Source organism: Pseudomonas sp. UBA7530 (assembly GCF_002479365.1).
Lineage (GTDB): Bacteria > Pseudomonadota > Gammaproteobacteria > Pseudomonadales > Pseudomonadaceae > Aquipseudomonas.
The window spans coordinates 1,164,951-1,190,788 of the sequence record NZ_DLMS01000011.1 but is presented as its reverse complement, the minus strand read 5'-3'; the positions used below and the strand labels follow the sequence as shown (position 1 = coordinate 1,190,788).

General features: G+C 64.9%; 17 protein-coding genes. 2 read left to right on the top strand and 15 right to left on the bottom strand.

Annotated elements, in window-relative coordinates; genetic code table 11:
* Positions 1–75: 75 nt before the first annotated feature.
* From B2U07_RS19210 to B2U07_RS19155, 12 genes are all read right to left on the bottom strand, one after another.
* The gene (locus B2U07_RS19210; protein ID WP_296277511.1) at positions 76–2,274 is read right to left on the bottom strand and encodes a TonB-dependent receptor; all 2,199 of its coding nucleotides are present in this window, start codon (positions 2,272–2,274) and stop codon (positions 76–78) included.
* Between the two features lie 276 nt (positions 2,275–2,550).
* The gene (locus B2U07_RS19205) at positions 2,551–3,660 is read right to left on the bottom strand and encodes an alpha-hydroxy acid oxidase (RefSeq protein ID WP_296277509.1); all 1,110 of its coding nucleotides are present in this window, start codon (positions 3,658–3,660) and stop codon (positions 2,551–2,553) included.
* Between the two features lie 18 nt (positions 3,661–3,678).
* On the bottom strand, positions 3,679–4,347 hold the full coding sequence (locus B2U07_RS19200) for a Fe2+-dependent dioxygenase (protein WP_197857609.1): 669 nt from the start codon (positions 4,345–4,347) through the stop codon (positions 3,679–3,681).
* 121 nt (positions 4,348–4,468) lie between these two features.
* Entirely contained in the window at positions 4,469–5,632 is a 1,164-nt protein-coding gene (locus B2U07_RS19195) for a type III PLP-dependent enzyme (RefSeq protein WP_275547187.1), read from the bottom strand.
* Positions 5,633–6,012: 380 nt separating this feature from the next.
* Positions 6,013–6,291, bottom strand: coding sequence for a DUF2218 domain-containing protein (locus B2U07_RS19190; RefSeq protein ID WP_197857610.1), 279 nt, complete (start codon positions 6,289–6,291; stop codon positions 6,013–6,015).
* On the bottom strand, positions 6,275–7,078 hold the full coding sequence (locus B2U07_RS19185) for an ABC transporter ATP-binding protein (protein ID WP_296277508.1): 804 nt from the start codon (positions 7,076–7,078) through the stop codon (positions 6,275–6,277). Before B2U07_RS19185 ends, B2U07_RS19190 begins: the two co-directional genes overlap by 17 nt.
* Entirely contained in the window at positions 7,075–8,112 is a 1,038-nt protein-coding gene (locus B2U07_RS19180) for a FecCD family ABC transporter permease (RefSeq protein WP_275547271.1), read from the bottom strand. Before B2U07_RS19180 ends, B2U07_RS19185 begins: the two co-directional genes overlap by 4 nt.
* A gap of 11 nt (positions 8,113–8,123) precedes the next feature.
* Complete coding sequence (locus B2U07_RS19175; RefSeq protein ID WP_275547190.1) at positions 8,124–9,227, bottom strand: ABC transporter substrate-binding protein; 1,104 nt, start codon at positions 9,225–9,227, stop codon at positions 8,124–8,126.
* Positions 9,227–11,182, bottom strand: a complete 1,956-nt coding sequence (locus B2U07_RS19170) for a TonB-dependent receptor domain-containing protein (RefSeq protein WP_275547191.1) — start codon at positions 11,180–11,182, stop codon at positions 9,227–9,229. Before B2U07_RS19170 ends, B2U07_RS19175 begins: the two co-directional genes overlap by 1 nt.
* Positions 11,183–11,270: 88 nt before the next feature.
* Entirely contained in the window at positions 11,271–12,605 is a 1,335-nt protein-coding gene (locus tag B2U07_RS19165; protein ID WP_275547192.1) for a sensor histidine kinase, read from the bottom strand.
* Positions 12,602–13,300 carry a response regulator transcription factor gene (locus B2U07_RS19160; RefSeq protein WP_275547193.1) on the bottom strand — a complete coding sequence of 233 codons (699 nt, stop codon included), beginning with the start codon at positions 13,298–13,300 and terminating at the stop codon, positions 12,602–12,604. The genes B2U07_RS19165 and B2U07_RS19160 overlap by 4 nt, the downstream gene beginning before the upstream one ends.
* A gap of 89 nt (positions 13,301–13,389) precedes the next feature.
* Entirely contained in the window at positions 13,390–15,918 is a 2,529-nt protein-coding gene (locus B2U07_RS19155; protein ID WP_296277507.1) for a sulfite reductase flavoprotein subunit alpha, read from the bottom strand.
* A 239-nt stretch (positions 15,919–16,157) separates the two neighbouring features.
* On the opposite strand from B2U07_RS19155, the gene B2U07_RS19150 reads away from it, so the two are divergent.
* Positions 16,158–17,741 carry a peptide chain release factor 3 gene (locus B2U07_RS19150; RefSeq protein ID WP_197857617.1) on the top strand — a complete coding sequence of 528 codons (1,584 nt, stop codon included), beginning with the start codon at positions 16,158–16,160 and terminating at the stop codon, positions 17,739–17,741.
* Between the two features lie 226 nt (positions 17,742–17,967).
* Here B2U07_RS19150 and B2U07_RS19145 read toward each other — a convergent pair whose 3' ends face one another.
* On the bottom strand, positions 17,968–20,388 hold the full coding sequence (locus B2U07_RS19145) for a membrane-bound PQQ-dependent dehydrogenase, glucose/quinate/shikimate family (protein WP_296277505.1): 2,421 nt from the start codon (positions 20,386–20,388) through the stop codon (positions 17,968–17,970).
* A 181-nt stretch (positions 20,389–20,569) separates the two neighbouring features.
* Between B2U07_RS19145 and cobB the strand changes: the two genes are divergently transcribed.
* Positions 20,570–21,277, top strand: coding sequence for a Sir2 family NAD+-dependent deacetylase (cobB, locus tag B2U07_RS19140; protein WP_296277503.1), 708 nt, complete (start codon positions 20,570–20,572; stop codon positions 21,275–21,277).
* A 126-nt stretch (positions 21,278–21,403) separates the two neighbouring features.
* Here the strand turns inward: cobB and B2U07_RS19135 are convergent, their stop codons facing one another.
* Complete coding sequence (locus tag B2U07_RS19135) at positions 21,404–23,584, bottom strand: hypothetical protein (protein ID WP_296277502.1); 2,181 nt, start codon at positions 23,582–23,584, stop codon at positions 21,404–21,406.
* 197 nt (positions 23,585–23,781) lie between these two features.
* The gene (locus tag B2U07_RS19130) at positions 23,782–25,833 is read right to left on the bottom strand and encodes an AsmA family protein (RefSeq protein ID WP_296277499.1); all 2,052 of its coding nucleotides are present in this window, start codon (positions 25,831–25,833) and stop codon (positions 23,782–23,784) included.
* Positions 25,834–25,838 lie beyond the last annotated feature (5 nt).

Here is a 25,838-nt window from a genome sequence, read left to right as displayed (position 1 = left end):
ACGCCCCCCCAGGCAAAACGCCAGCCCCAGGGCTGGCGTTTTGCATTGCGGACTACGGAAACAAGCGGTGAGTGCTTAGAAGCTGTAAGTCGCCGAGAGGATGGCCGAGCGACCATCGCCGTATTCGATAGCCGAAGACCGGTTGTCGGCACCGGGCGTCTGGCGCACGCGCTCGACGTAGTCCTCATCGAACAGGTTGTTGAGGTTCAGCTGCAGATCGAGATTGTCGTTGACCTGGTAGCCGACCATGGCGTTGTGCAGCCAGTAGGCGTCGAGCTTGGCGCCGCCACTGGAGCTGACGTTGCGTTCGCTGACATAGCGCGCACCATAGCCGAGACTCCAGCCGGCCGGCAGTTGATAGGAGGTCCACAGGTTGAACGAACGTGGCGGGGTATTGGCCAGGGCCTGACCTTCGCGCGCGATACCGGCAGCGGTGTCGGATGCCTTGAGCGTTTCGCTGCTGAGCACCGTGTAGTTGGCGAATACATCCCAGCGCTCGGTGATGTGACCGGTCATACCCAGTTCGATACCGTCAACGCGCTGCTCGCCAGCAAGCTGGGTACTGCCGTCAAGCATGGTTTCACGGGCGTTGGTCTTTTCCACACGGAAGATCGCAGCATCCAGCTCCAGGCGACGGTCGAGCAGCTCCCACTTGGTCCCCAGCTCCCAGGTCTTGTTCTTTTCCGGCGCCAGATCGGCCGTCGCGGCCGAAACGCCACCGCCGGTCGTCACCAGGTTCTCGGCCGAGGGGTTGAAGGAGGTGCCGTAGGCCACGTAGATCCGGCCATTGTCAGCAGGTTTGTAGACCAGCCCAACGCGCCCGCTGAGTTCCTCATCGCGTGTGTCCAGCTTGGTCAGGGTACCGGCCGGCAGTGCGGTGCTCTTGTAGTCACCCTCCACCCAGTCGTAGCGCAGCCCCAGGCTCAGGTCCCAGTCCGGACTCAGGGCGATGGTGTCAAAAACGTACACTGCCTGGTTGTCGAGACGGGTCGAGTTGTCGGCTGTCAGTGTCTTGTTCGCCGCTCCGTTCCAGTAGCCCGGCGGATTACCCAGCGGGTAGCCGCCGGCTGGATAACCGCCCAGGCCGTGGTTGTAGACCAGCAGGTCGTAATTCTCCCGGGAGATTTCCACACCAGCGGCCAGGCTGTGCAGCAGGCCGAAGGTTTCGAAGTCGGCGCGCAGGTTGGTCTGGTTGATCAGCATCTCGCTGTTCACGTCACGCCCATAGGCCTGCGGCCCGGCAGGCAGGTAATTGCCAGCCGGCACACCGGTGATGTTGACGTGGGAGGCGGAAACCACCGTATTGCGGTCGATCTGACTGTAGCGGGTGAGGTTTTGCAGGCTCAGGCTGTCGTTGAAGCTGTGCTCCAGCTTGATGGTGAAGGAGTCGGTCCGGATGTCGTCCTTGTCCAGGTTCTTCCAGCCGAAGTAAGCCTCGCGATCAACGCCGGCGATCTTCTTGCCATCGCGCGCCGGTACACCATAGTCCGGCAGGATGTCGTCCGTCTGATGGAAGTAGCTGAAGGTTAGGCGGGTGTCTTCGCTCAGCCCCAGAGCCAGCGATGGCGCGATACCCCAGCGCTTGCGGTCGATTTCGTCACGGCCCGGTACGTCGTTCTCGTGGGCCATCAGGTTGAGGCGAAAGGCGCTGTCGGTACCGATACCGTCGAGGGTCTGGTTACTGTCCAGCGTCAGTCGATGATAGCTGTCGGTGCCCAGGCCGGCGCCGATGCGGGTGAAGTCGCGCTGCACGGGCGCCTTGGTCACCTGATTGATGCTGCCGCCCGTAGTGCCGCTGCCGCCGAACACCGAGTTCGGCCCCTTTATGACCTCAACGGACTCGATGTTGAAGGTGTCGGTACGGTTGGTCTGCGCGCTGTCACGCAGGCCGTCGATCTGCATGTTGGCGTTGGCGCTGAAGCCACGGATGTTGATGCTGTCACCAGAACCACCGCCGCCCTCCCCGGCAGTAAAGGTGATACCGGAGACGTTCGACAGCACCTGGCGCAGGCTCAGCGCCTGCTGCTCGGCGATTACCTTCTGCGGTACCACGGTCACGGTCTGCGGGGTATCCAACAGCGGTGCGGTGTATTTGACCGAGGATGCCGACTCGGTCTTGTAATCCCCGTCACGTTCACCCTTGACGGTGACACTGTCGAGTTTGACCGAATCGTCGGCCAGGGCCGGCAGGGCCAGCGTGGCGATGGCTAGGCCGACGGCGGTGGCGAGCAGGCGCTTGGTAGGCAGAGCATGCAGATTATTCTTGGCACTCATCGAGAATACGAACTCTTAATTATTAATAATTATTTACATTCGATCGCGCATTAACTCTCTTACGAATCCGCGCGTCGACGCCCAGCCAACAGACCTGCACGAGGCCAGCAGCTAAAAGCGAACGTATATTATTTGTAAATAATTCAAAGTCAAATAAGAAGCGCTCTTAAGTACATTCGCATTTATCGATGGCTCGTGCGCCTCGCGCAGCCAGCTTTTCGCAACGCCGACCAACCACTGAGGGCCCCGTCGAATAGGCTCTGCGCAGGCGCCCGCTCAGTGATGGGACCGAGTGAAGATCAGCTGCGGGCCGATACTGGCGAGGTCCCTGCAGCCGGTCAGTGCCATGGCTACTTCCAGTTCGGCGCGCAGAATCTGCATTACATGCGCCACCCCCAGAGCACCGGCCGTGGCCAGGGCGAAGACACAGGGCCGGCCCACCAGCACGGCATCGGCACCCAGCGCCAGCGCCTTGAGGACATCGGTGCCACGACGCACGCCGCCGTCGAGCAGCAGAGGAATGCGGCCCTGCACTACTGCCGCCACCTCCGGCAGTGCATCGATGGTCGCCGGCAGGCTGTCAAGAGTACGTCCGCCATGATTGGAGACGATCAGCCCGTCGACTCCGGCTGCCAGCGCCTGCTCGGCATCGGCAGCGCCCAGAATCCCCTTAAGCAGAATCGGCAGGCGAGTCTGCTCTCGCAGCCAGGCCAGGTCGCGCCAGGTCGGCGCCGCCGCCAGCAACGGACCGCCGAGCAGCAGACTATCGCCAGGCGGGGCGCCACTGGGCTGCGGGCGCATTCCCCGTAGATTGACCGCCTCAATACCGGGCGGCAGAACGAAACCTGCGCGCTGCTCGCGGTTGCGAATGCCGCTCACCGGCGCATCCACGGTGACCACCAGAGCGCGGTAGCCGGCCGCCTCGGCACGACGTACCAGCGCTACGGTGAAGTCGCGGTCGGCCTGGATATACAGCTGAAACCACAGCGGCGCCTGCGCCTGTGCAGCGATGGCCTCCAGTTCGACGCTGGCCTGGGTGCTGACCAGCATGCCAGCTCCCATGGCACCGGCGCCCAGCACGCATGCCAGTTCGCCGTCCGGGTGAGCTAGCTGCTGGTAGGCCACCGGAGCGACGAAGATCGGGTGAGCAAAGTCATCGCCGAACAGCCGCAGGCGCGTGTTCCCTCCCTGCAGGTCCTGCAGGACCCGGCTGCGCAGGCGCAAGCGGTCGAAGGCCTGGCGGTTGTCCTGCAGGGTCAGCTCATCGGCTGCGCCTCCGGCCAGATAAGCCCAGGCCTGCTCGCCGAGGCGCTCGCGGGCATAGGCGCTGTAATCGGCCACGGCAGCGATATCGGCAGGAATCTGTGCCAGCTTGGGCGAGGACATAGGGGTACTCCCGGCGCTTCAGGTTTGCGACCATTGCCGCAGCAGGTTGTGGTAGATGCCGGTCAGTCGCAGCAGTTCGGCGCTGTCCGGTACCTGCTGACGCAGCGCCTGGATGCTGTCATCGAGCTCCAGCAGAACGCTGCGCTGATCATCCTGACGCACCAGGCTCTGCACCCAGAAGAACGAGGCCAGACGGGCACCACTGGTCACCGGTTCGACGCGATGCAGGCAGCCACTGGAATAAAGCACCATGTGCCCGGCCGGCAGTTTGATGCGCCGGTCCTGCATCACCAGTTCACCGCCGTCGTATTCGTGCGGTTCGCTGAAGAACAGGGTGGCCGAGAGGTCCGCGCGAATACGATGCGCAGTGCCCGGTACGCTGAAGATGGCATTGTCGATGTGATCGCCGTATTGGCCGCCGCCGGCATACCGGTTGAAACGCGGCGGCACCACCTTGAGCGGCAGCGCGGCAGCCATGAAACGCGGATGGCGGCTAAGACAGTCGAGCAGAAAGTCGCCGAGCTGGGTCACCAGTGGATCGTCCTGCGCCAGTTGCTGATTGCTCTTGGCCTGTATCGCCTGATGCCCGGCACTGACTCGCCCGTCCTGCCAGTTTGCCGCTTCGAGCGCGGCACGGTACTGACGCAATTGCTCGGCGTCGAGCACGTCAGGGATGATCAGCAGCATGCGCGCTCTCCACAGGTGTAAGGTGATAATGATTCTAAATAGCTTGCGCAACAAACAACAGCCACTGCGTCATAAATGAAAACGCCCACACAAGGTGGGCGCATTCAGTTTGCGTGGGGCCTTACAGGTAGTAGGACTTCAGCGGCGGGAAGCCGTTGAATTCCACCGCGCTGTAGCTGGTGGTGTAAGCACCGGTGGACAACCAGTACAGGCGGTCGCCGCTGGCCAGGTTCAGCGGCAGGCCGTACTTGTAGTTCTCGTACATGATATCGGCGCTGTCGCAGGTCGGGCCGGCGATCACCACCTCTTCCATCTCGCCCTTCTTCTCGGTCCAGATGGGGAATTTGATGGCTTCGTCCATGGTTTCGATCAGGCCGCTGAACTTGCCCACATCGGCATACACCCAGCGCTCGACCGCGGTACGCGACTTGCGCGCTACCAGCACCACTTCCGAGACCAGTACGCCGGCGTTGGCGATCAGCGAGCGGCCCGGCTCAAGGATGATTTCCGGCAGTTCGTCACCGAAGTCTTCCTTGAGGAAGCGGGTGATTTCCTCGGCATAGGTTTCCAGATCATTGGTGCGCTGGATGTAGTTGGCCGGGAAGCCGCCGCCCATGTTGATCATCTGCAGGGTGATGCCGTCCTCTTCCTTCAAACGCTCGAAGATCACCTTGACCTTGGCGATGGCGGCGTCCCAGACGTCGATGTCGCGCTGCTGCGAGCCGACGTGGAAGGAAATCCCGTAAGGCACCAGGCCCAGTTGCTTGGCCAGGATCAGCAGATCCAAGGCCATGTCCGGCTGGCAGCCGAACTTGCGGCTCAGCGGCCAGTCGGCGCTGGTCGAGCCTTCGGTGAGGATGCGCACATAAATCTTCGAACCCGGCGCGGCCTTGGCGATGTTACGCAGGTCGGCTTCGGAGTCAGTGGCGAACAGGCGCACGCCCTTGTCGAAGAAGTAACGGATATCGCGGGATTTCTTGATGGTGTTGCCGTAGCTGATGCGCTCGGGGCCAACGCCGGTGGCCATGACCTTGTCCAGCTCGTAGATCGAGGCGATATCGAAGCTCGAGCCCTTGTCACGCAGCAGCTCGATGATTTCGGTGGCTGGGTTGGCCTTGACCGCATAGTAGATCTTGGCGAACGGGAAGCAGTTGCCCAACTGATCGTAGGCGTCACTGATGATCTGCCGGTCGATCACCACGAACGGGGTTTCGTGCTGATCGGCGAACGCCTTCATGCGCTGGAAAGTGGCGGGTGCGTAGTAGTCTTCGACCTTGATCGACATGCTGGGGACTCCATTGGCAAAACCGGGAACACATTGATTCGGGCAGCAGAACCGCTTGCAGGTTCCGCCACGTGTCGGGGCTGGCCGCGCCATGCGCCGGCCTGAACGTCTGACAGTTTCCCCACTTTGGTTCGCCTACTTCCCAAGGCATGTCGCCGAGCATCACCGGTACCGACCTGGCCGGCCGGCAACCTCTCGTCGTCAGTACTTGAGCCGGATGGATCGTTTCCAGCATGGACGTTCGGGCGCGGACTTTAAGACCATGCGCCGCGCAGATCAACCGGAAATTCTGCCTAATTTCGTCTCGTTCCGGATATCACACAAAACGCCCTGAAATGCTGAACAGGCGGGGCTTTCAGCCAGTTTGGCGCAGCCGTGTTTCAGTGCCATTGCAGCACCAACTGATCCAGCTGAGCGAAGCCCTGCAAATGTCGCCGGATGACCTCCTGCAACTCATCGAGTTCGGCTGCGCTCGGCGCCGTGCAGGCCAGATGCAAGGCCTGCTCATCGGCGCGCAGCACGCACTCGCCGATGGAGAAACGCAGCAGACCTTCCTGCTCGCTCCAGCGCGCCTCGATCTTGTGCGAAAAATGTTTGCACAGGCGGCCGAGCAGGCGCGGCGCCTGGGTGCAGGTGAACGAACTATGGCTGTTCGGCATGACTGGATGATTCCTTGAGCAGTGGACGGTCAGCCAGCACCAGTGCCTGACCGAGGGAGCAATGTTCGATACGCGCCTCGATGCCATAGGCGCGGCGCAGCCAGGCGGTGTCCAGCACCTTGTCGGCTACACCGAAGCGGTACCCCCCGCCCGGCGCCAGCAACAGTAGATGAGTACAGAAACGCAGCGCCAAGTTAAGGTCATGGCAGGCCACCAGGGCGATGGTGCGTTCAGTGCGGCAACGCTCGGCGACGCAGTCGAGCACACGCAGTTGCCAGTGCAGGTCGAGCGCACTGGTGGGCTCGTCGAGCAGCAGCAGGTGCGGCTCACCAACCAGCGCCTGCGCCAGGCCGAGCAGTTGTCGCTGCCCGCCGGACAGACGATCCATGCGCTGCAGGGCCAGATGCTCGATGCCCAGGCGCTGGAGAATGGCTTCGACCCGCGCCGCCAGCTCGTGCGAGGCAAGCTGCGGACAACGCGCCCGCGTGGCCGCCAGCAGGCTTTCGTACGCCAGCAGCGACACCGCCTGCGGCAATTGCTGCGGCAGGTAGGCCACCTTCGCCTGCTGGCGCCAGGGTGGCACGCCGCTCAAGACCGCTTCGCCCAATCGCGCCACGCCACCGCACGCCTGCAGACCGGCAATGGCGCGCAGCAGCGACGACTTGCCGACACCATTGGGGCCGAGCACGCCAACCAGGCTGCCCGCCTCGACGGCAGCCAGGGTCAGGTCCTGCAGGATGCTGCGCGCGCCATAGTTCAGCCCCAACCCCTCGATCAGCAGGCTCATAGGCTGCTCCCCCGCGCCAGGATCAGGCCGATGAACAGCGGCACGCCGACCACTGCGGTGACCAGCCCCACCGGCAGGATCACCCCGGGCAGCAACGCGCGGCTGGCCAGGGACGCCAGCGACAGCAGCAAGGCTCCGGCCAGGGCGCTGCCGGGCAGGTAGAAACGATGATCCTCACCCAATAGCAGGCGCGCCACGTGCGGGCCGACCAGGCCGATGAAGCCGACCTCGCCGACGAAGGCCGTAGCCACGCCGGTGAGCAAACTGACCCGCAGCAATACAAAGGTGCGCAAACGGCCGACGCGAATGCCCAGGCTGCGCGCCTGCTCCTCGCCGCCGCGCAGGCTGGTCATGGCCCAGGCCTGGCGCAGCGCCAGCGTCAGGCAGACAGCCAGCACGATAGCCACCAGCGCCACCCGCTGCAGATCGGCGCGGGCCAGGCTGCCAAGGGTCCAGAACACGATCTGCTGCAGCGCATCGGCATCGGCGAGAAACTGCAGCAGCCCGACCAGCGCATTGATCCCGAACAGCAGGGCGATGCCGAACAGCACCAGGGTGTGCAGCGCCTCGCCCAGCATCCGCGCTACCAGAAGCAGCAGCAGGCAGGAAATGAACGCGCAGACGAAGGCCGCCAGCGGCAACAGCAGATCGGCGCCCAACCCGCCGATAGCGGGCCGAAACAGGATCACCAGCGCCGCGCCCAGCGTCGCGGCCGCGCCCACGCCGAGAGTGAAGGGGCTGGCCAGCGGATTGTTCAGCGCCGTCTGCATTTCGGCGCCGGCCAGGCCCAGGCTGGCGCCGACCACCAGCGCCATCAGCGCGTAGGGCACGCGGATATCGAAGATGATCACCGCCTGCGACGGTTCGAGGTGCTGCGGCTGCAAAAGCCCGCGCGCCACATCCCACCAGCCCAGGCCCGCCGGTCCGGTGGCCAGGTCGGCAATGAAGCTGGCCAGCAGCAGTGCCGCCAGCACGCCGAGGCACGCCCAGCGCCGCCAGAGCGTGCGGCGATAGGCGCGGTTCAGCGTCTGCATAGCGTGCGCGCTCACAGGCTGATCCAGTACTGGCCGTCCAACGCTACGGGCTGGAACTGGCCGTAGAAGGTTTCCAGCGTGCGCCGCGGATCGAGATCGGCGAAGGCTTGCGGATGCAGCCATTTGGCGAAGACCTGCACCGCCACCACATTGAACGGGCTGTTGTAGAAACCATGCCAGATGGCATGCACCTGCCCGTCGCGCACCGGAGCCAGATGCTGCAGGCCGCCGCGGCTGACCAGGCGCTGCAACGAGGCGCGCGCCGGATCGGCGTCGACCCCAGGGCCGAGGGCGATATAGGACGCACCCGCAGCCAGGCTATCGGCCGAACCCACGGCGCTGGCGATATACAGCTGCGGCGGTTGGCTGAGCAGCAGCTCCAGACTCAGGACGCCGGCATGCCCGGGCAGACGCTCACGGGCGATATTGTCGCCGCCGGCCTCGACCAGCAGATCGGCGAACATGCCGCGCGCCATGCTTTCGCAGCAGCCCTCGCCAAGTCCGGCGCGGCTGTGCAGAAACACCTTGGGCCCAGCGCCTTGCGGCAGCCGCTCGCGCACCGCGGCCAGGGCCTCGGCATGCGCGGCATTGAACGCTTCGGCACGCGCCTCGCGGCCCAGCGCGCGGCCAAGCAGCGTCATGCTGCGCGGCGTGTTGGCCAAAGGCTGCTCGCGAAAATCGACGAACAGCACCGCAACACCGGCGCGCTGCAACTGCTCGATCATCCGCCCCTGGGTGCTCCCGGGGCCATGCCCGGACAGGCTGAAGATGGCCAGGTCAGGGCGCAACGTCAGCACCTGCTCGAGGCTGAAAGTATCGGCCGCGCCCTGGCCAATGCGCGGCACCTTGGCCAGGGCGGGAAAGGCCTGCTGGTATTGCCGCGCGCTGCCCGGATCGACCAGCGCCAGGTCGGCCGGCATGCCCACCAGACGCTCCAGCAGTTGCTCGTCTTCGAGGATGGCCAGCACCGGCAGCAGGCGCCCTTCACCGAGCACGATGCGCTCGACTTTGTCGGGCACCTCGACCTCGCGCCCGGCCAGGTCAGTCAACACCTGTGCCTGCACCGACGCCAGCGAGGCCAGTCCCAACAAGACGCCAAGAATCAACCGCTGCATCAGATACGCCACGCAACCCCCAGACGCAACTCACGCCCCGGCTCGTAGGAGCCGCGCACGATGCCGTAGCCGGGAATATGGGTGAAGTCCTCGTTGCTGGCGTGATCCAGGTACTGCTTGTCCAGCAGGTTCTTCAGGGTCAGGGTGAGGGTCAGCTGCTCCGGCAGCGCCTGCCATTCGGCGTAGAGGTCATGCACGCCGTAGCCCGGCTTGGAGACGTCACCATCGATCGTATGCAGCTTATCGATACCGCGCACGAAGCGGCCCTGCCAACCGACGGTCAGGCTATCGCTGGCACGGTAGTCGGCGAAGGTCGTCCAGGTATTGCCCAGGCTGGTGCCGAGGCCGTTGTGCTCGTAGGCGTTGAGTCGCCGATCATCCAGGCGGGCGATGTTGCGATGGAAGCTGAGCCCCAGGCTGACCTGCTGCCAGTGATAGGCGCCTTGCAGCAGCACGCCCTTGGTTTCCAGGTCACCTAGGTTGCGATACAGGTTGGCCCGCTCAGGCGTATAGGAAATGGCATCGCGGATGTGCGTGACATAGGCCTTGCCCATGAACTCCAGGCCACCCAGGCGGTAGTCGAAGCCGACCTCCTCGGTGCGCGCCTTCTCCGCTTTCAGGCTGGGGTCGTTGCCGGCCACGTCGAGCTTGAACGCATCGCGAACCTGCGGGCCGCGCAGCGCTTGGGAATGCCCGGCGAACACCGCCAGTTCGGGGGTGAGTTGGTAGCGCAGGCTCAGGTTGGGGCTGAACCCCTCTTCCTTGAACGTCTGCTTGTCGCGGTCGTCCAGCTCATAACGGTCATAGCGCAGACCTGCGTTGAGCAGCAGGCGCGACGTGATCTGGTAAGCGTCCTGCACGTAGAAGCCAAGCACCTCCCCGTTCTCATCGTCCAGTTCACGGTCGCCTTCCGGGCCCAGGGTGGTGCGATCGTCGCGGTAGTCCACGCCGTAGGTCAGCTTGTGCGCGGCGAAGCGGCTGGTATTGCGCAGGTCGAAGCCGCTGCTGCGGGTTTCACCGAAATACAGACCGAAACGACCATCCTGCTGCAGCTCGTTGGTGGTGTAGTAGGTGGTCAGCTCGAGGTCGAGCAGGTCGTTGTTCAGCGGTTGCAGGGCGTAATTGAGCGTCCAGGTTTCACGCTCGGTCTGCAATGGATACGCCGCATTGCGCGGCACCGAGACCACCCACTGCGGACGTTGCGGGCGCTCGCCTTCATCGAGACGGCGCTCGTAGCTCAGGCGCAGGGTCTGCGCTTCATCGAGCTTGCCGACCAGCTTGGCGTAGCCGAACTTCTGCCGTGCGCCAGTGCCGAGCACGTCGTCGTTGTTGCCGTCCTCGTAATCGTTCTGATCCTGATAGCTGGCCATGGCCAGCGCCGACCAGTTTTCATTGAAACGACCGAACACGCTGGCGCTGCTCCTGTAGCCCTCGCCATTGCTGAAGTAACCCGTCTTGAGCAGCGCGCCGAGCTGCTCGCCTTCGCGCAGCAGGTCATCCGGGTCCTTGGTGACGAAGCGCACCGCGCCGCCCAGCGCCCCCGCCCCGGCGGTGGCATCACCGGTACCGGCCTGCACTTCCGCGCGCTTGAGCAACTCCTGCTCGATGCTGATGCGACCAGTGTGGTGGAAGGTCTGCCCCGGCTGGCTGGCACCGTCGATGGTGATGTTCAGCAGCGTGTCTTCCAGACCGCGCAGGTAGAGTTTCTGCGCAGCCGTGGAGCCGCCGGCTACCGCTACCTCGGGGTTGGATTCGAACACTTCCTGCAGGTCGCTGGCCTGGTAACGCTCGAGCTGCTCGGCCTCGACGCTTTCGCTGCGGTCCAGCGCGGCGGCGGTGATTTCCTGGGCGTCCAGCTCCAGCAGAGACTCGGCACTGTGCGCATGCGATGCGCCGAGCAGACCTCCGAAGGTCATGGCGCCGAGCAGGCTCAGGCGGTAAGGGCAACGCTGCATGTTCAATCCTCCCCGAAAGAAATGTGAATACTTCGCATTTGCGAATTTTCATCACATGCCTTGCGCCAGGGAATCACTTTTACAACTGTTACACCGCCGTGCGTGGCAACCGAATGTCCATGAGCAAGCCGCCGCCACTGCGATTGCTCGCACGGATACTGCCGCCGGTAGCATTGACCTGGCGCTGCGCCAGGGCCAGGCCGAGCCCGAAGCCGGCGCGCTCGCTGCCGCCGCGAAAGAACGGCTGGAAGATGCGTTCCAGCCAGTGCTCGGCGACCCCTGGCCCCTGATCGGCGACCGTCAGCGACCAGTCGCCGCCTGTCTCCTGCAGGCAGACCTCGACCTCACCACCGGCCGGCGTGTGGCCCAGCGCATTGCGCACCACGTTCTCGATGGCCTGGCCCAGCGCCCGGCTGCTGCTGCCGTGCAGCGGTGCGCTGTCCGGTGTCTGGCAGGTGATCGTTCGATCGGGATATTCGAAACGCGCATCGTCGAGGATGCTGTCGATCAGCTCGGACAGATCCAGGTTCTCGTCGCGCAACTCGGGACGTTCGTTCTCCAGCCAGCTCAGGGTCAGGGCATCCTCGACCAGGCGGCGCATACCGGCGCAGTCCTCGCGAATGCGTTCGAGCAAGCCTTGGCTGCCGCCGTTCTGTTCGGCCAGGCTGACCGCCATCTCGATGCGCGTCAGCGGCGTGCGCAGCTCATGGGACATGTCCGCCAGGCGCTGGCGCTGGTCGATGATCAATTGGCCGGTGCGCTCGGCCATCGCGTCGAAGGTGTCCGCCAGGCTGGCCAGCTCATCGTTGCGCGAGCCGAGCAGCGAGCGCACGCGCACGTCCAGACGGCCGTCGCTGAACTGCCGGGTGGCCTGCTCCAGGCGACTCAGCGGCTGCATCAGGTGGCGATAGAGGATCAGGCAGAGAATCACCAGCAACACCAGCGGCACCACCAGTTGCAGCAGCAGCTTGGCGTAGTGCCAATACAGGCCGGGACGCATGCGCTGCGGCAACTGGATGAGAAAGTGCGCGCTGCCGTCGCTGAACGGAATGTCCATGATCGGGTTTTCCTGGAAGTACAGGTGAATCTTCCAGCTCAGATCCCGGCCCAGACCGAAACTGTCGGTGAAGCGCCGCGACAGCTCGCTGCCGGCCAGCGGCCGCACCTCGGCCTCGACCAGCGCCGCCCAGGTCTGCTCCTGCTGCTGCAGGGTATCCAGCCAACGCCCCAGCGCGGCATGGTCGCCGGAGCGATACATGGCTTCGGCCTGCTGGGCGTAATGACGCAAGGTCTGCTGGTGCTCGGCATCGATGAAGCTCATGCGCTCCTCGGTCTGCCAGGCGACACGGGCGATGATCCAGAACAGCACCACGCTGCCCAAGGCGATGACCAGGCACAGCTTCCAGAACAGGCGCCGGTTCATGTGAAGGCGTAGCCGCGGCCGTGCAGCGTCTGCAAGCGGTCGGCGCCGAGGCCGGCTTCGGCCAGGCGGCGGCGAATGCGGCTGACGTGCATGTCCAGGCTGCGGTCGTACTGGCTGTACTCGCGCTCCAGCGCCATGCGGTACAGATAGGGCTTGCTCAGCGCCTCGCCACGATGGCTGACCAGCAACCAGAGCAGACGGAACTGCAACGGCGTCAGCGCCAGGTCGCAGTCGCCGACCCGCGCCTGCTGAGCGTGGCGGTCCAGCTGCAACTCGTCGACCTGCAACTGCTGCGCCTGGCCGCCGCGCGTGCCCTCCTGCGGGCGCGTGCGGCGCAGCACGGCGTCGATGCGCAACTGCAGCTCGGTGATGTTGAAGGGCTTGGGCAGGTAGTCATCGGCACCGTGGCGCAGGCCACGAATGCGCTCCTCCTCGGCGCCACAGGCGGTGAGCATGATCACCGGGGTCTGCTGTTGCTCACGCAGGCGCCGCAACACGGAAAACCCATTGACGTCCGGCAGCATCACATCGAGCAACAGCAGATCCGGCGACTCGCGCAGCGCCGTCTCCAGGCCCGCCTCGCCCAGATGGCAGGCGCTGGTGGCATAACCCTGACCGCGCAGCAGCTCGCCTAGCTGAGCGGCCAGGGTGCGATCGTCCTCGACGATCAGGATGCGAGCCAGGCTGGCAGTCATGTGGCTTACTCAGGGCGATGTAGGCGAATGATTCTCATATATAAAAATCACTTCGGCAACTTCCCCCCGCGCATCGTGGCCAGTTCGGCTCAATACACGTCGCGGCGATAGCGACCTTCCTCGACCAGATACTGCACCGCCTCGTCGCCGAGCAGTTCGCGCAGTGCCGCATCGACGCCACCGGCCATGCCCTGCAGGCTGCCGCAGACGTAGATGGCAGCTCCTTCGGCCAGCCAGGCGTGCAAGCGTTCGTGCCGCTCGCGCAATAGATCCTGTACGTAGCGCTTGTCGGCCTGGTCGCGGGAGAACACCGAATCCAGGTGCTGCAGCTCGCCTGCCTCCAGCGCCGCCTGCAGCTCGTCACCACAAAAGAAATCGCAGGCGCGATTGCGCTCACCGAACAGCAGCCAGTTACGCCCCTGCCCTGCCAGTGCGCGCGCGCGCAGCAGCGAGCGCAGCCCGGCCAGACCGGTGCCGTTGCCGATCAGAATCAGCGGGCGATCATCATCCGGCAGATGGAAACCGCTGTTGCGCCGCACTCGCGCCAGCAACTGGCCGCCGTCGGGCAGGTGCTCGGTCAGCCAGCCTGAGCCCAGGCCGAGACGGCCATCGGCTTGCACCGCCTGGCGCACGATCAGTTGCAGCACACCATCGGCTGCCACCGAGGCGATGGAATATTCACGCGTACCCAGCGGCACCAGCGCGTCGACCAGCGCCTGGGCATGCAGCCCAACCAGATGGGCGAAGCTTTCCGGCAGCTGACGCTCGGCCAGCGCTTCGCCCAGGCTGCTCGCCTGGCCATCGAGCACCACCGGTTCGAGACCGTCGAAGCCCGAATGCTGCAGCCAGGTCTGCACGGCAGCGGCGTCGTGACGCGGACGGATCTCCAGGATGTCGCCAGCCTGCCAGGCGCTCTGCTCGGGCGGCGTCAGGCCGAGCAGGAATACCGGCGCGCCCTGGCTGCCAGGGTTGAGCAGGCGCCGCTCGTTCAGCGTCCAGTTCTGCCAGGGCGCCTCCTCGAAGCGAACCGGCGCAGCGCCGGTCAGGTCACTCAGATGCTGTTGCCAGCGCTGCAACGCGGCCTGGTCGGCGCCATCGACCTCGACGCTGTCGAACAGGCGCTGCGCGCCCTGCAAACCCAGCCAGTCGTTGATACGCCGGGCAAAGCCACAGAAGTGCTGATACTGCCGGTCGCCCAGGGCCAGCACGGCATAGCTCAACTGATCGAGTGGCAGCGAGGCGCCGAGCACCTTGCGCTCGAAACCCAGGGCCGCGTCCGGCGCTTCGCCATCGCCGAAGGTGCTGACCACGAACAGCGCCTTGCGCGCCTGGCGCAAGCTGTCGGCATCGACCCGCGAAAGCGGCTCTACCCGCACCGGGATACCGGCGGCCTGCAGTTGCCCGGCGCTCTGCCAGGCCAGTTGCTCGGCAAAACCGCTCTGGCTGGCGAAACCGACCAGCCAACCGCCTGCCGCATCATCCCCCTTGAGCGAGCCTCGTGCGGCCAGTGCCGCGCGCTTCTTGCGCCTGCGATCCAGGTACAACAGCCAGCCGGTGACGAAGAACAGCGGCAGCGCGCCCGTGGCCAGCATCATCAGGATGCGCCCCGGCAGGCCGAAGTACTCACCGACATGCAGCGCGTAGACGCTGGCCAGCAGCTGCGCCTTGAAGCTCTTGTCGACATAGCGTTCGTGACGGCTGATTACGCCGCTCTGCGGATCGATCTGGAACTGGTTGAATGCGCTTACGTGGTCGGCATCGTCGAGCATGTAGAAGACCGTCGCCGGCTGCCCCGCTACCGGCGACAGGCGCAGGTTCCAGGCGATCAGCTTGGGCCCCGCTGCCTGCTGGATGCTCTGCCACATGGTGTGATAGTCGACTTCGGGCAATGCACCGTTGGGCGTCTCGCGGCCACCGCGACCACGGCCTTCGCGTTTTTCCGGTGGCGTATCGGAAAGCAGGTGCGTCAGCCCCTCGCGGTACCAGTCATAGGACCAATACAGGCCTGTGAGCCCGGCGCACAAATAGAACAGCAGCGCCCAGGTACCGGCGACGGCATGCAGGTCCCAGTTGAAACTGCGGCCTTTCCTCTTCCAGTCCAGGGTCAGCCAGGTGCGCCAGCTCAGCGCCTTGCGTGGCCAGCGCAAATAAAGGCCGGACAGGCAAAAAAAGAGCAGCGCCAGGGTACTGGCCGCCGTGATCTGCTTGCCCACCTCGCCCATGGACAGGAAGCGGTGCAGCATCAGCATCAACTGGAAGAAGTCCTGGCCGATCGGCTTGGCCAGCACCTCACCGGTGTAAGGGTCGAACACGATGCGCGGCCCGCGCCGCTCACCCGGTGGAGGGGAAAGAAATGCCATGCCTGGCCCGTCGTGCCGACCATCGACCCACAACCCGGTGACGCGGTCAGCGGTGGCCGTCTCGATCCGCGAAGCCAGCTCGGCCGGAGTCAGGTGCCCCTGCTCGCTGGGCTGGATCTGCCAGCGCTCTGCGTTAAGCGCCCGGATGATCTCGCCTTCGAAGCTATAGAGGGCGCCAGTGATGCCCATGATAGCCAACACCAGACCGCCACTGATGCCAAAGAACCAGTGCAACTGGAAGATGATTTTCTTCAACACGACGGAGCCACCCTTACCCTGACCCACTGCGACGGGCGGCTACTCTATATGGGAATAATTTTCATAACCATTCTTTTACGCGATATTTACGCATCGCCCGATTGGCCCAACCTGCGTTGCCTGTCAGCGCGACGCAAACCCGATGGCCGTGCCTCCGCCAGCGCCCGCAGTTATCGGTATAATCGCCAGTTTTCCGGACGCCTGAGGCGCCCTCAACGATTCAATCCAGGCACATATTCATGACCACCCAGGCCGCCGAAGTCGCCAAGCGCCGTACCTTCGCCATCATTTCCCACCCGGACGCCGGTAAGACCACCATCACCGAGAAGCTGCTGCTGATGGGCAAGGCCATCGAAGTCGCCGGTACCGTGAAGTCGCGTAAATCCGACCGTCATGCCACCTCCGACTGGATGGAGATGGAGAAGCAGCGCGGCATCTCCATCACCACCTCGGTGATGCAGTTCCCCTATCGCGAGCACATCGTCAACCTGCTCGACACCCCCGGCCACGAAGACTTCTCCGAGGACACCTACCGCACCCTGACCGCGGTAGACAGCGCGTTGATGGTGCTCGACGGCGGTAAGGGCGTCGAGCCGCGTACCATCGCCCTGATGGATGTGTGCCGCCTGCGTGATACGCCGATCGTCAGCTTCATCAACAAGCTCGACCGCGACATCCGCGATCCTATCGAGCTGCTCGACGAGATCGAGGCGGTGCTGAAGATCAAGGCCGCGCCGATCACCTGGCCGATCGGCTGCTACAAGGACTTCAAGGGCGTCTACCACCTGACCGGCGACTACATCATCGTCTACACCCCGGGCCACGGCCACGAGCGCACCGAAGCCAAGATCATTCAGAACCTCGACTCCGATGAAGCCCGCGCGCACCTCGGCGACATGTACGAGCGCTTCGTCGAGGAGCTGGAGCTGGTGCAGGGCGCCTGCCACGAGTTCGAGCCGGATGCCTTCCTCAAGGGCGAGATGACCCCGGTGTTCTTCGGCACCGCACTGGGCAACTTCGGCGTCGACCATGTGCTCGATGCCGTGGTCGACTGGGCGCCGCGCCCGCTGCCGCGTGCAGCCAACGAGCGCAGCGTGGAGCCGACCGAGGAGAAGTTCTCCGGTTTCGTGTTCAAGATCCAGGCGAACATGGACCCCAAGCACCGCGACCGCATCGCCTTCATGCGCATCTGCTCGGGCAAGTACACCCAGGGCATGAAGATGCGCCACGCCCGCCTGGGCAAGGACGTGCGCGTCGGCGACGCCCTGACCTTCTTCTCCAGCGAGCGTGAGCACCTGGACGAAGCCTATGCTGGCGACATCATCGGCCTGCACAACCACGGCACCATCCAGATTGGTGACACCTTCACCGAAGGCGAAAGCCTGGGCTTCACCGGCATCCCGCACTTCGCCCCGGAACTGTTTCGCCGCGTGCGCCTGAAGGACCCGCTGAAATCCAAGCAGTTGCGCCAGGGCCTGCAGGAACTGGCCGAAGAAGGCGCCACCCAGGTGTTCTTCCCCGAGCGCAACAACGACATCGTCCTCGGCGCCGTCGGTGTGCTGCAGTTCGACGTGGTCGCCAGCCGCCTGAAGGAGGAATACAAGGTTGAGTGCGCCTACGAGGCGGTCAACGTCTGGTCGGCGCGCTGGATCGAATGCAGCGACGAGAAGAAGCTCAAGGAATTCAAGGACAAGGCCTACGAGAACCTCGCCGTCGACGGCGGCGGCCACCTTACCTACCTGGCCCCGACCCGCGTCAACCTCAGCCTGATGGAAGAGCGCTGGCCGGAAGTGAAATTCCGCGCCACCCGCGAGCATCACTAATAGCGGACAAGGCCCGTTCTACGGCAATGCTGTTCACATAGGGGATGGGGGGAACGTGGTCAGTCCCCTCGCCCTCCTGGGGAGAGGGCTAGGGAGAGGGGAAAGACCGCGGCTCTGCGCTACTTTCAGCCCTCTCCCCCAACCCCTCTCCCATAAATGGGAGAGGGGAGCTAAGCGCACACGGCCCTAAATGAACCGCATCACCGCTTAGTGGGCCTTGTACCCGCTACTCCTCTTCCTCCAGCGTCCAGGCAACCAGCGAATCGCCCATGCGCGTGCCGAACGAGCCGTGCCCGCCGGCCATTACCACCACGTACTGCTTGCCGGTCTTTTCAGAAACGTAGCTGATGGGCGTGGCCTGGCCGCCTGCCGGCAGTCTGTCCTTCCACAGTTCCTCGCCGGTGCGCATGTCATAGGCGCGCAGGTAGTAGTCCAGCGTGCCGCTGAGAAAGCCCAGGCCGCTGGCTGTAATCAGCGGGCCACCGAGATTCGGCACGCCGACGGTCAGGGGGATGCCCAGCGGCGCGCTGTCGCGGCTGGTCCCGTTCTTGCGCTGCCAGACCTTGTCCATGCTGCGCAGGTCAACCGCCGTGACATAGCCCCATGGCGGCGCCTGGCAGGGCAGCCCCAGCGGTGACAGGAAGGGTTCCAGGCTGACCATGTAAGGCGCGCCGAGGTTGGGTTGCAGACCCACCTCGCTGCCACCGGAACCGGCCTGCCCGCCGCCCTCCTCACGCTTGACCAGACGCGAGACGAACGCCAGGTAATTGGGCGCGCCGAAGAGTATCTGCCGCTGCGGGTCAATCGCCACCGAGGGCCAGTTGAACACCCCGACGTTGCCCGGGTAGATCAGCGAGCCCTGCTCCGATGGCGGGGTGAAGTCGCCTTCGTAACGCAGGCGGTGGAACTGGATACGACAGATCAGTTGGTCGAACGGCGTACCGCCCCACATGTCACGCTCGTGTAGCGGCTCGTCAGGCGCATAGGTAAGCGCGGAGACCGGCTGGGTCGGCGCGGCGAAGTCGCCTTCCACCGTGCCCTGTGGGACCTGCCGCTGGTTGACCGGCACGATGGGCTCGCCACTGCGCCGATCGAGCACGTACAGATCGCCGCGCTTGGTCGCCTGGATGATCGCCGGCACTGGCCCCTCAGGACCTTCGACGTCCACCAGGCTGGGCTGCGATGGCAGGTCGCGGTCCCAGAGATCATGGTTCACCGTGCGGAACTCCCAGCGCACCCGTCCGGTTTCCAGATCCAGCGCCACCAGCGCCGCAGTGAAGCGCTCGGCCTCGGGGCTGCGCTCTACCGCCCACTGGTCAGGCGTCTGGTTGCCCATGGGGATGTACACCAGGCCCAGCGCCTCGTCCGCCGTGGCGATGGTCCAGGAGTTGGGCGTGCTGCGCACGTAGGTCTCGCCATCGGCCAGCGGCTCGGTGGCTTCGGGGCGACCGGGATCGAAGTTCCACACCAGCTCGCCGCTGCGCACGTCGTAGGCGCGAATCACCCCACCCGGCGAGTCCACCGAACCGTTGTCGGTGATCGAGCCACCGACGATCACCAGCTTCTCGGTCACCACCGGCGGCGAGGTGGGCAGGTAGACGCCCAGCGCGTCATCGCCCAGGCCGATCTTGAGATCGACCATGCCGGCTTCGCCGAAATCCTCGCAGGGCTTGCCGTCGTGCACATCGAGCGCGTACAGCGTGGCATCGTTGGTCGGCAGGAACAGGCGCTGGGTGCAGCGCGGCGTCGCTGCCGGCGATGGCTCCGGCGCCGCGCCATCTTGCGAGGCAATCGGCGCACCGCGGTAGGCCGCTGCATCGTGATAGGCCAGGCCGCGGCAGGTCATGTGCTGGTAGTAGTCGGCCTGGCGGTTGATCGCCGGGTCGAAGCGCCAGCGCTCCTCGCCGGTGTCGGCATCGACCGCGATGGCGATGCTGTGCGGCGTGCAGATGAACAGGTTGTCGCCGACCTTCAGCGGCGTCACCTGGTTGGTGATTTCGCCGGGATCGCCCTCGCCAGGCAGGTCGCCGGTGTGAAACTCCCAGGCCTTCCTCAGCCGCCCGACATTGGCCGTGGTGATCTGCTCCGCACTGGCGTAGCGCTCGCCAAGCGACGAGCCACCGTAGGCAGTCCATTCGCTGGCCGAACGGCCAGCTGGTGCCCCGTCAGCAGCGGCCATGCGCGGCTCGTCGAAACGGCCAGGCAGGCGATGATAATCCTGCGTCAGCGAATAAACCGCCATGCCCGCGCCGAGCAGCAGGCCGATGCCCAGCACCACGCTGGCACCGTCACGCCAGGGCTTTTCAGGCGCAATGTGCCGGTTGATCCAGGGCAGCAATAGCCACAGACCGAACACGCACCAGAGGTCGATACGCGGCGCCATCTGCCACCAGTCGAAGCGCACCTCGTAGATCGTCCAGGCCAGGCTCGCCAGCAACACCAAGGCATACAGCCACAGCGCCGCACGCTGGCGGCGATACATCAGTACGCCCACCAGCAGCAGACCGAGGCCGGCCAGCAGGTAGTACCAGGAACCGCCCAGCCACAGCAGATAGGCGCCACCGAGCGCCAGCAGCGCACCCATAACAACGGCCACCCAGGCCGTCAGGGTGATGCGCAGAGGTTTTGCGTTGTTGTTCTCAGTCATCGCTCGCTCCCCGAACCACTGCCCCGTCCATACCAGGGCCGTGATCTGTGGATACGAAGTGATGGTGAGAGTTCAGCGATTCTCTCGCGCCAAGAATGACAAGCAGCCCTGCCTGGCCCTCCCCCACATCGCCCGTGTTGGCATAAAGTGGCGCCTGACCCCGACCCGCCCTGGAGCAGCAATGACCCACCCGAACATCGTCATCCTGACCGGCGCGGGTATCTCCGCCGAGAGCGGCATCCGCACCTTCCGCGCCGCGGACGGCCTATGGGAAGACCACCGCATCGAAGAGGTGGCCACGCCCGAAGGTTTCGCCCGCGACCCGGCGCTGGTGCAGCGGTTCTACGACATGCGCCGCGCCCAGCTGCGTGATCCGGCCATTGCGCCGAATGCCGGGCATCTGGCCCTGGCTGAGCTGGAGGCCAACTGGCAGGGCGAGTTCCTGCTGGTCACGCAGAACGTCGACAACCTGCACGAGCGCGCCGGTTCCAAACGCTTGCTGCACATGCACGGCGAGCTGCAGTCGATGCTGTGCAGCAACTGCCAGCAGCGTTTCCCGTTACTGGAAGACATGCCGGTCAGCCAGGCGTGCACCTGCTGCGGCAAGGTCGGTACCTTGCGCCCGGATATCGTCTGGTTCGGCGAGATGCCCTATTACATGGAGCGCATCCATGACGCGCTGGAGCAGTGCGAGCTGTTCGTCAGCATCGGCACTTCGGGCCATGTCTACCCGGCAGCGGGTTTCGTTGAGCAGGCGCGCCGCGCCGGCGCGCATACGCTGGAGATCAATCTGGAGCCGAGCCAGGGCCATTCGCTGTTCGCCGAGAAACGCTACGGCCCGGCTACCGAGCAATTGCCGCGCTGGGTGGCCGAGCTGTTGGCTAGCTAAACGTAGGGCCGGGCAACCCGCCAAAACGCAAATGGCTGGCCGACTAAGCATTCCACCCGTAGGAGCGGCTTCAGCCGCGAACAGCTTTCGTGGCTGAAGCCGCTCCTACGCGAGCAGGGGCAACGTTCAGCCTGCCGCATCCTGAACGGGCGCCGCCGCTTCGGTCGGCACCTCGGGTTCCGGACTGAACGCGCCGTTGTTCCAGGCGTAGTAACCCACAGCCAGCGCCAGCAGCAGCGCGATGATCCAGGGCCACAACACCGGCTTGTTGGCGTAGGGATCGCGCAGCGCACGGTCGCTGCCCTTGGGTAGTTCCGCCATCTGAGTGAGCGCGGTGCCGAAGGGGATGCTGATACGCGCCTTGGCGTTCACCGCCCAGCCATTGGCATCGAGAATCGGTCCCAGGCTGCGGCGGTGCAGCTTGAACCACGCCAGCAGCATGGCCGGGCCGGAAATCGCCAGCAGCACGCCGAGCAGCAGCAACGGTACCTGCCACCATGCCAGCGACAGGATGCCCGTGACCACGGCCGCCAATGCCGTACCCAATGCGCCGACCGCCAAGCCGATGGCCGCGAAGATACCGGCGAACTTGGCGATATCGAACGCGGGTGTCGATGCCGCCGCTGGCGCTGTCCCGGTTTCCCCAACCTTGGCCGCGGTCTTGTTGACCATGTCGGCATCGCGGCTGGCGGCGAGCTTCTGGACCTGATCGGAAACCAGCTTGGAAACGCGTCGATACGGCGACCAGAACGCCTCGCGAATGCTGATAGCGTTCTGCACCACCTTGACCACCGTGGCATCCCAGTCATTGCCGTCACGGTCGTAGAACAGGCCATGGCGCCCGGCTTGCATATCGCCCTCGCTGCCGGCAGTCAGCGCCACCACGATGTTCAGGGTCTCCTTGCCTCGCACCGGCTCGCCACGGCGCGTGCAGGCGCAGTAGAGCAGGAAGCAATCACTGGCTGCTGCAATCTTGGCGTGAGCCTCGACGTTGTCGACCTCGACTACCAGCTCGCAGCTCTTGCCGTCGATATACAGCACGCCGGCCTGGAAGACGGCTTTCTCGTGCCGCGAATAGAAGGCCTGGAAGGACACGAAGTTGCGCAGCAACGTGACCAGCCCATGGCGCAGGCGAATCAGCTTGTCCAGCTCGACCAGGCCGTCCGCCGCCTCGGCCACGGTCTTGTCCTCTTCCACCAGCGCCAGCAGGCGCGCCTCGGCGCCCTGCTCCACCAGTTCGAGGATACGCCCACGTTCCAAAACCTCGGCAATCGCCACCTTCGGCGTCTCGGCGCGCCAGGCCAGGTAGTTGCTGCACAGCGCGACCAGATGCTGCCACTGCTCGCGCGACAGGCTGTCCTGCTCGCCGTAGACCGGCACCACCACACGCTGGTGGAACTCGTCGATGGCGCGCTGCCAGGCCGGGTTGAGCCCCTTACCCAGCGGCAACTCGTCGCCATGCTGCACCACGGCCAGCGGCAGGCCGGCTACTTCGCCGGCATCGGCCAGAGACAGCGAGGCCAGACGCACCAGCTCTTCTTCCTGGGCGTTCATCAGTGCCGCCGCACGCGGATCGAACTCGGCCATGGCCACGCGGGTGAAATAGTCGTCGATCTTGCCGCGCACTGCGCTCAGTGCCTCGACCGCCGCCACCGTACTTTCACCAAAGGCGTCCAGCCCCTGCTCGGCAGCGCGGGCATGCCAGGCATGCAGCTGGCGCGCCTGATCGAAGAAGGCAGTGATCTGCTCGACGCCGATGGCCGGCTCGCCGCTGCGGTCAGTCTGCGCGTCGAGGCAGGCGATGATGTCGGCGATGGCGGCCTTGAGCTCGGCATCCTCGGTCAGGGCTGCCGGCACCAGGCCGTCGCCATTGGGCTGTTGCGGCGGGAACAGCTGCGCCAGATCGGCGGTATCGAGCGGCGTCAGGCTGTCGCCATCAGGCCGCCCGAGCACGCCCAACAGGCGCTGCGCGGCCAGACGCAGGTGCCCGCCCACGGCATCGTCAGGGAGCGAGGAAAGCTGCAGCGGCCCGTCCTCAAACAGCACGGAGGGGTCACGCAGACGCGCCAGCGTCCAGTCCACCACATCGAGAATTTCCGGCGCGCGGATACGACCGTCATTGTTCAGGTCGATGTACTGCAGCATGCGCCGATCCAGCTCCAGGTTGTTCACCGGACAGGCCAGGCTGGCCCAGAGTTTCTGGTCAAGGCCGCGCAACGCGGCGAGGTCGGCGGGGATTTCCAGTTGCACCTGGTCGAAGCCGCCAGCACGGAAGAAGCGCCAGCGATGCGCGAGAGCTTGAGTCATCTACAAAAGATCCTTTCTTTGTGAGGGCGACTGCGCCAGGGAGCCGGCGATGATCCATCGCTGCGCATCGACGCACGGACCATTCAACAGACTCCTGCTTTCCAGGCGCTGTTCAATTCAGTGTAACCGAGGCACGAAGGCATCGCCGAGCGCCTACCGGCCTCAATCCCATGCACGGTAGAACACTGCGAACAGCATCAGCCGCCCTGGATCTTCTGCAGCAACGGCTCGCACTGGCTCGGCTCGTCACCGGCACTGGGCGCCACCAGCGCCAGCAGGCCGGCGGCCGGCGCCACGGCCACGCCCAGTGCTACCAGCCCGGCACCGCGCAGCGCCAGCGGCGTGGCCTGCACGCCTGGCGCGGGCTCCTTGAAGGTGCCGCGCACGTAGAGCGGCGAACGCAGGGAAAAGATGCGAAAGCCCTTGGTGGCCGGGGTGACGGTAAAATCCAGCTGCTCGCTGGCGAAGTTGGCGCTGCCGTCCACCTTGATCACCGCATTGTCGGTGTCGATGACGAACAGCCGCGTGCTCATCAGCCCCTGCTCGATGCCGAGATCGGCCGCTGCGCAGTGGATCTTTACCTCCTCGTCGCCGAACAGCCGGCCCACCAGGTAGTTGCCGACGTTCAGCCCGGCGATTTCCATCAGCCCGCGGCTCACCGCACCATCGTTGATCAACATCTTCAGCTCGCCATCGGCGCTGCCCAGCAGGGCTGCCACCGAGTTGCCGCGACCACTGAGACGCGCATCGCCGTTCAACTCGCCAAAGCTGGTCTGCATCGGCGCGAAGGTGGGGAACAGCTGCTTGAGTTTGAGATCGCGCGCGCGTAGGCGCATCTGCCCCTGCAACGGCGTGTTTGCACCATTGAGGCGAATCTGCGCATCAAGCACGCCACCGGCCATGCCGAAACGCAGTGGTTCCAGGCTGAGCATGCCGTCGTTGAGTACCACATGGGTATCCAGGTCACTGATCGGCAGTTGCTCGCTGTGCACGATGCGCTTGCCGACGAAGCGCACATCGGCATCCATGGCGCGCCAACGGTCGGTACGAAACTCCGAAATCGGCAAGGCCTTGTTCGCCGGCTGCGTGTCGCGTTCGCCACGCTCACGTTTGTCAGCGCTGGAATCAGCACCGATCAGGGGCGCAAGATCACCGAACAACAGCTGGTTGGAGGTCAGGCGGCCGGACAGTTTCGGCCGCGGCTGGCGCGCGACGAAGGTCAGGTCGCCATGGATATCGCTGTCGCCGATACGCCCGTTGAAACCGAGGTAGCGAAAGGTCGCCCCGTCAGCATCACGCAGATCGGCCTGCAGACGACCGTCGGTACTGTAGGGCGGCGTGTCCGGCAGGGTAACGCCGGTCAATGGATAGAGATGGCCCAAACTGGCCCCGGCAAGCTGCAGGCGCAGATCCAGGGCGCCCAGATTCTGCGGGTCGGTCAGGCTGCCGGCGACTTGGATGCGAGTGGCCCCGATGCGCACATCCGCCTGCAGCGGGAAAGGTTGCGAGGCGTCATGCAGCGCCAGCAAACCACCGACCTTGCCGCTACCGGTCAGCGGCTGACCGCGAAAGCTGCCCTTGGTCTGCCAGGCGAAGGCGTAGTCCTGGGCGCTGGCATCGCTTTCGGCCAGCCGCTCGGCAGCGCTCCTGCCAACGATCTCGGCGAAGGGAATCGGCTCGCCCAGCGGCTGGATGACCGCCTCCAGAGCGGTGTTGCTGACCTTGTCAACGAGCTTGACCTGCCCCTGGTCGAAGGCGATGGTGCCGATATCCAGCGTCCAGGGGCTGGGCTGCTCGTCGTCCGCCTGTTCGCTACCCAGGTCGAACACCCAGTTGGCACGACCATCGGCCAGGCGCTGCAAATCGGCATTCGGTGCGCCGAGTTCAATGCTCGGAATGCTTACTGTCTTCCACAGCAGCGGCAGGGGCGACAAACGCAAACGCACGCGGTCGAGGCTGACGAAGGTATCGCCCTGCGCCCAGTCAGGATTGCCCAGACGCAGGCGCTCGGCGGAGAAATGCGGCCAGGGCATCCAGGCGCTCAACCCCTGCTGGCCAGGTTCGCGCTGCCAGATCACGCGCAGATCACCCTCGATGGCGAACGGCCGGTTCAACGCCGCCGATACCTGCTCGTTGATCAGCGGCCGCGCGCGATTCCAGTCGAACAGCACCAGAAACAGCATCAGCGCCGCCACCAGCAGCAGGAAAACAGCGAACAACGCGCCCATCAGTTTGCGTACCTGACGCACCCGGC

Excerpts from the sequence above, each read along its gene's own strand:
- B2U07_RS19210 (WP_296277511.1), bottom strand. The coding sequence starts at position 2,274 with ATGAGTGCCAAGAATAATCTGCATGCTCTGCCTACCAAGCGCCTGCTC.
- B2U07_RS19205 (WP_296277509.1), bottom strand. The coding sequence starts at position 3,660 with ATGTCCTCGCCCAAGCTGGCACAGATTCCTGCCGATATCGCTGCCGTG.
- B2U07_RS19200 (WP_197857609.1), bottom strand. The coding sequence starts at position 4,347 with ATGCTGCTGATCATCCCTGACGTGCTCGACGCCGAGCAATTGCGTCAG.
- B2U07_RS19195 (WP_275547187.1), bottom strand. The coding sequence starts at position 5,632 with ATGTCGATCAAGGTCGAAGACTACTACGCACCCGCCACTTTCCAGCGC.
- B2U07_RS19190 (WP_197857610.1), bottom strand. The coding sequence starts at position 6,291 with ATGCCGAACAGCCATAGTTCGTTCACCTGCACCCAGGCGCCGCGCCTG.
- B2U07_RS19185 (WP_296277508.1), bottom strand. The coding sequence starts at position 7,078 with ATGAGCCTGCTGATCGAGGGGTTGGGGCTGAACTATGGCGCGCGCAGC.
- B2U07_RS19180 (WP_275547271.1), bottom strand. The coding sequence starts at position 8,112 with ATGCAGACGCTGAACCGCGCCTATCGCCGCACGCTCTGGCGGCGCTGG.
- B2U07_RS19175 (WP_275547190.1), bottom strand. The coding sequence starts at position 9,227 with ATGCAGCGGTTGATTCTTGGCGTCTTGTTGGGACTGGCCTCGCTGGCG.
- B2U07_RS19170 (WP_275547191.1), bottom strand. The coding sequence starts at position 11,182 with ATGCAGCGTTGCCCTTACCGCCTGAGCCTGCTCGGCGCCATGACCTTC.
- B2U07_RS19165 (WP_275547192.1), bottom strand. The coding sequence starts at position 12,605 with ATGAACCGGCGCCTGTTCTGGAAGCTGTGCCTGGTCATCGCCTTGGGC.
- B2U07_RS19160 (WP_275547193.1), bottom strand. The coding sequence starts at position 13,300 with ATGACTGCCAGCCTGGCTCGCATCCTGATCGTCGAGGACGATCGCACC.
- B2U07_RS19150 (WP_197857617.1), top strand. The coding sequence starts at position 16,158 with ATGACCACCCAGGCCGCCGAAGTCGCCAAGCGCCGTACCTTCGCCATC.
- B2U07_RS19145 (WP_296277505.1), bottom strand. The coding sequence starts at position 20,388 with ATGACTGAGAACAACAACGCAAAACCTCTGCGCATCACCCTGACGGCC.
- cobB (WP_296277503.1), top strand. The coding sequence starts at position 20,570 with ATGACCCACCCGAACATCGTCATCCTGACCGGCGCGGGTATCTCCGCC.
- B2U07_RS19135 (WP_296277502.1), bottom strand. The coding sequence starts at position 23,584 with ATGACTCAAGCTCTCGCGCATCGCTGGCGCTTCTTCCGTGCTGGCGGC.